This is a genomic window from Deltaproteobacteria bacterium (assembly GCA_030654105.1).
GTDB lineage: Bacteria > Desulfobacterota > SM23-61 > SM23-61 > SM23-61 > JAHJQK01.
In genome coordinates this window covers 1-3,671 of sequence record JAURYC010000192.1, presented here as the reverse complement: position 1 = coordinate 3,671, position 3,671 = coordinate 1, and the positions used below count along the sequence as shown (strand labels likewise).

4 protein-coding genes are annotated in these 3,671 nt (G+C 51.8%); all 4 read left to right on the top strand.

Annotated elements, in window-relative coordinates:
* Positions 1 to 337 (top strand): CO dehydrogenase/CO-methylating acetyl-CoA synthase complex subunit beta (locus tag Q7V48_07950; GenBank protein ID MDO9210667.1); only part of this gene is annotated, 337 nt, incomplete at its 5' end.
* Positions 338 to 434: 97 nt separating this feature from the next.
* Positions 435 to 1,787 carry an acetyl-CoA decarbonylase/synthase complex subunit gamma gene (gene acsC, locus Q7V48_07945; protein MDO9210666.1) on the top strand — a complete coding sequence of 451 codons (1,353 nt, stop codon included), beginning with the start codon at positions 435 to 437 and terminating at the stop codon, positions 1,785 to 1,787.
* Positions 1,788 to 1,881: 94 nt separating this feature from the next.
* A complete protein-coding gene (locus tag Q7V48_07940) occupies positions 1,882 to 2,763 on the top strand; it encodes a dihydropteroate synthase (protein ID MDO9210665.1) in 882 nt (293 codons plus the stop codon).
* Between the two features lie 111 nt (positions 2,764 to 2,874).
* Positions 2,875 to 3,507 carry a DUF3786 domain-containing protein gene (locus Q7V48_07935; protein ID MDO9210664.1) on the top strand — a complete coding sequence of 211 codons (633 nt, stop codon included), beginning with the start codon at positions 2,875 to 2,877 and terminating at the stop codon, positions 3,505 to 3,507.
* Positions 3,508 to 3,671 lie beyond the last annotated feature (164 nt).

The window sequence follows — 3,671 nt, the reverse complement described above, 5'->3', positions numbered from 1 at the left end:
CTTTACCGGGATGACTCCCTGCGGGATGAAATTTACGACCCTGGCGGGTTCTGTTGGCGGCGGATCCGTTACCCCGGGTTTCGTGGGCCACAGCAAGCACTACATTGGCAGCAAGAAATTTATTATGGCCGAGGGGGGCATCAAACGTTTGGTCTGGATGCCCAAAATGATCAAAGAGGAAATCATGGACCGCTTGAAGAAGCGCTCGGCAGAGATAGGAATCCCCAATTTCCCGGAGATGATCGCCGATGAAACGATCGGGACGACGGAAGATGAAATTCTGCCCTTCCTGACGGAAAAGGGACACCCGGCGCTTTCCATGCCGTCGTTGTTCTAAAACTACAGTGTCAGTGTGAGGGTCAGTGAAAAATATTGGTTTTATTACTCACACTGACACTCACCCTAATCACTTTGTTTAAAAAAAGGAGTGAAAGATGGCTCTGACAGGAATCGAAATTTTCAAAAAGCTTCCCAAGACGAACTGCGGAGAATGCGGCGTCCCTACCTGCTTGGCTTTTGCTATGAAATTGGCCGCTGGGCAAGCGGAGCTGTCCGCGTGCCCCTATGTGTCCGAGGAGGCCAAGGCGGCATTGGAAGAAGCTTCCGCCCCTCCCATTCGTCCTGTGGTCATTGGCACGGGGGATAAAGCCCTGAAGATCGGGGGCGAGACGGTAATGTTCCGCCATGAAAAGCGTTTCGTCAACCCTACGGGAATTGCCGTTCTCGTTACCGACAAGATGAACGAGGCCGAAGTGGATAAACGCTTGAAGAAATTGAATGAACTGAAATTCGAGCGCGTCGGCCTCATCCTTCAGGCGGACCTTGTGGCCGTCAAGGGAGAGTCGGGAGACCCGGCCCAATTTGAAACCTTGGTGAAAAAAGTGAAAGAAAAGCTGGACGGCAAAGGGATGGTGCTGATGAGCGAAGACCCCAAGGTCCTGAGCGCGGGTGCCAAAGCCTGCGCCGACCGCAAGCCTTTGCTGTATGCTGCCACCAAAGCGAATGCCGATGCGATGGCAGGCCTGGCGAAGGAAATTTCCGCTCCCCTGGCGGTGAAAGGTAACAGCCTGGACGAACTGGCGGAGCTGACCACAAAATTGACCGCTGCCGGGTTGAAGGATTTGGTCCTGGATTCCGGAGCGCGCACGCCCAAAAAATTGCTGGAAGACCAGATCATCATGCGGCGGGCAGCTTTGATGAAAAAGTTTCGTCCCTTAGGATTCCCGACGATTACTTTTCCCTGCGAAATGACCACCGATCCAATGAAAGAAACGCTCCTGGCTTCCATGCTGGTGGCCAAGTATGGGGGGATCGTGGTCCTCTCGGACCTCGAAGGACACAGCCTCTTCCCCCTTCTATTAGAACGGATGAATATCTATACCGATCCGCAACGCCCGATGGCCACCACAGAGGGAATCTATGAGATTGGAGGGCCGGGAGAAAATTCTCCGGTTCTGATTACTTCTAACTTCTCCCTCACCTATTTCATCGTGTCGGGCGAGATCGAAGGAAGCCGAATCCCCAGCTGGCTTCTGGTCAAAGATACGGAGGGGCTGTCTGTCATGACCGCCTGGGCAGCCGGTAAATTCGGTGCCGATGTTATCGCTCCCTTTGTAAAAAAATGCGGCATTGCCGATAAGGTGAAGCACCGTAAATTAATCATACCGGGTTACGCCGCGGTCATCAGCGGAGAGCTGGAAGAAGAATTGCCAGACTGGCAGGTCTTGATCGGCCCGAGGGAGGCCGGCCACATTTCAGCTTACATAAGGATGTGGAAACCAGAATAAGAATAGGGTCAGCGTGAGGGTCAGTGTCACTGAAAGATTTGTTAGCTGACACTAACCACTGACACTGACACTGTATTTTCAAAGGAGGGGAAAAATGGTCGTCTGCGTCGGTGAGAATATCAACATTATGTCCAAGACAATCGGCCCAGCCATTAAAGAACGCCGAGCCGATCCGATCCTGGAGATGGCCAGGCACCAGGAAAAGGTGGGCATCGATTACCTGGATTTGAACATAGGCCCTTCCCGCAAGGCCGGCGAAGAAGTGATGGATTGGTTGGTGAAAACGGTCCAGGGGGTAGTGAATAAGCCCCTGTCCTTGGATACCACCAACGCCGCCGCCATGGAAGCGGGCCTGAAGATTCACAAAGGAAAAGCCCTGATCAATTCGGTCTCCCTCCAACCGGAACGGCTGGAAAAAGTTTTACCCATGGCCAAGGCCTACAACGTCTATGTGATTGGCCTCCTGTGGGGGAAAGAAGGGATGCCCCGGGATGCCAACGAGCGAGCGGCTCTTGCCGTTGATTTTATCTATCAAGCCAACAACCTGGGGATTCCCACCGAGGACATTTGGATCGATCCTATCGTCAGCCCGGTAAGTGTAGAGATCAACCAGGTGCTTGCCTGTCTGGAATTTATGTCCATGCTTAAAGACATTGCGCCGGAAGCGAAATCCATCGTTGGGCTTTCCAATATTTCCAACGGCACCCCCATCCATCTGCGACCGGTTCTGAATCGCGCGTATATGATCATGCTGATGAAGTACGGCCTCTATTCGGCGATCGTCGACGCCTACGATGAAGAATTGCTGACCCTTGCCAAAGGGGGGATGTCCGAGATTGTCAGCCTAGTCCACCGGATGATGGATGGAGAGGAACCGGATCTAAAATCCCTAAGCCCCAAAGAAGTCGAGTACGCCAAAACCACGAAGGTCCTCCTGGGGAAAAGCCTGTACTCGCATTCGTGGCTGGAACTTTAAAAACAGTGTCAGTGTCAGTGCTTAGGGTCACTAAAAAATGACACTTATACTCACACTGACACTCACACTGCTCACTGTTTTTTTATGTTACCCAAGCAGGAGAACTACCAATTGGCCCGCCAAATGGCTGTCGAGGGCCTGGGGCAAGCCGACCTCCATGAGCGCGCGGTTAAAAGTGGAGGCCGGTACGAGTCAGGTTCGGGGGGCGAAGCATGGGTTAGACTTGAATATTTGGGACGTGAACTTCTGCTCTCTTTTCCTCCGGGAACGATTGCGGCCACGAATGGGCAAGGACCGATCTCCCTGCGGGAGGAAATTCTTGTCCTCCATTACCTGGAAAAGGCGACGGGAACCGCCCCCACTGGCCGGTGGATTTCCTTTGCCGAAATCCCAGGAGGAGCTTTTTATCACCCGGTTTTTTTACAGCGGTGCCAATTTCCATTGGTCAGGTTCTTCGGTCCAGACCCGGAAGGTTTAAAAACTGTAGCCGAACCAATGCCAGGAGGGTCACTCGATTTTGGAGATGTTGGCGTAAAAATTCAAGCTTTTCCTTTTATACCTCTGGCTCTGATTCTATGGCGGGGGGATGCGGAATTTCCAACTGAAGGAAATCTCCTCTTCGACGATTCTATAACTGAGTATCTCCCGGTGGAGGATATCGTCATCCTGGCGGAAACAGTAGTTTGGAAGCTGATAAAAAACAGGGAAAAGGCGCAAGGCGCAGGGCGTAAGGCGCAGGGTTAAAAGAGAAAATTTTTACCTTGGGCCTTGCACCTTGTACCTTGTACCTTGATTGTATAGAAAATTCCTTTTTGGACACGGATTCACCCTGTTAGATGTTTACTATTTAAGGGGCCGTAAGAAAATAACATGAACAATTTACATCCATCTTTTGTTTGAAAAAAGAT

Bases quoted from the DNA above. Each gene is read 5' to 3' on its own strand.
- acsC (MDO9210666.1), top strand. From the start codon at position 435: ATGGCTCTGACAGGAATCGAAATTTTCAAAAAGCTTCCCAAGACGAAC.
- Q7V48_07940 (MDO9210665.1), top strand. From the start codon at position 1,882: ATGGTCGTCTGCGTCGGTGAGAATATCAACATTATGTCCAAGACAATC.